2 protein-coding genes are annotated in these 1247 nt (G+C 69.6%); one reads left to right on the top strand and one right to left on the bottom strand.

All coding sequences use genetic code 11. The features are described from left to right. Positions 1-278 precede the first annotated feature (278 nt). Positions 279-752, top strand: coding sequence for a large conductance mechanosensitive channel protein MscL (gene mscL, locus K6I34_RS37130; protein ID WP_229332417.1), 474 nt, complete (start codon positions 279-281; stop codon positions 750-752). Positions 753-963: 211 nt separating this feature from the next. On the opposite strand, the gene K6I34_RS37125 is transcribed toward mscL, so the two are convergent. Further along, positions 964-1149: a hypothetical protein gene (locus K6I34_RS37125; RefSeq protein ID WP_229332416.1), complete on the bottom strand. Its 186-nt coding sequence runs from the start codon at positions 1147-1149 to the stop codon at positions 964-966. Positions 1150-1247: the final 98 nt, after the last annotated feature.

Below are 1247 nucleotides of genomic sequence, written 5' to 3'. Positions count from 1 at the left end.
CGCCCCCACCCACGTACGCGCTGCCGCACTTCGCCCCGGTCCGCGTGGGGAAGGCCCGCTACGGACGGCCCTGGCGGGCTCTCCGGAGCCGCCGCCTCACGGCCGTGATCGTCACTGCTGCGGGGGCGGTGACCCTCCTGTGCCTGCCCGCGCTGACGCACTACCGCTTCGCATGATCAACCCGACAGAACGCTCAGACCTGGCAAAATCCTCCAGAGCTAACAGAAGCCTCCATTCCGGAACTACCGGAGGAGGCAGAGATACAGAGAGGCTGCTCGGTGAGCGAGAAGAAGACAGGCGTCCTTGGCGGTTTCAAGGCATTCCTGATGCGGGGCAACGTCATCGACCTCGCGGTCGCCGTTGTCATCGGCGCGGCGTTCACCAACATCGTCAACTCGGTGGTCAAGGGCGTGATCAACCCGGTCATCGGCGCCTTCGGCACCAAGGACCTCGACCGTTACGCGGCCTGCCTCAAGGGCCCCTGTGCGAAGAACAGCGCCGGGGAAGTGACCAAGGGTGTCTTCATCCAGTGGGGCACCGTGCTCAGCGCCTCGCTGACGTTCCTGATCACGGCCGCGGTCGTCTACTTCCTGATGCTGCTGCCCATGAAGCGCTGGCAGGACCGCCAGGCGGCCAAGAAGCCCACCGAGCCGAGCAAGCTCACCGAGGTCGAGCTGCTGGAGCAGATCCGGGACGCGCTGCTCGACCAGCACCGCGGCCCGGAGGCGGAGAAGGTGCCCGCTCAGCGCTGATGACCGCCCGGCACCGACCCCTGCCGCAGGTCGGGAGCCGACTCGTCACGCGAGCCCGACTCGTACCTCGGGCCCAGCCCGTACCTCGGGCGCGGCCCGCATCTCAGGTGCGGCCCGCATCTCAGGTGGCGCCCGAGCCTCGGGTGCGGCGCGGAGCACCGACGCTCTCCGGAGCCACGGCGCCGCCGGGTCCCCGGGCACGCTCGCGGGCTCAGATGTGGTGGGGCGGCTTCTCGTCCAGGAAACGCGCCAGATCGGCGGCGCTGTCACCGCCGGTCGGCCGCTCGCCCCAGCCGCGGTCCGTGTCGTCCGAGGACTGCTGCGACAGCGGGTCGTCGAAGATCAATGCGGCGGCGGGGTTGCGCGGCCGCGGCGCGGGCTCGGAGGCAGTGCTCATGCCTCCAGAGTACGGAAGCCCGTCACCCCGCTCGTCGCGCGCCCGCCCGCCGCAACAGCGACAATCACCGCATGACCGATGTGACAGTGACCACATCC

It is taken from the genome of Streptomyces sp. UNOC14_S4 (genome assembly GCF_020740835.1).
GTDB lineage: Bacteria > Actinomycetota > Actinomycetes > Streptomycetales > Streptomycetaceae > Streptomyces.
The sequence above is the reverse complement of the archived record's forward strand: the minus strand, read 5'-3'. Positions and strand labels throughout refer to the sequence as shown.

Coding starts and splice junctions, on each gene's coding strand:
- K6I34_RS37125 (WP_229332416.1), bottom strand. CDS start 1,149: ATGAGCACTGCCTCCGAGCCCGCGCCGCGGCCGCGCAACCCCGCCGCC.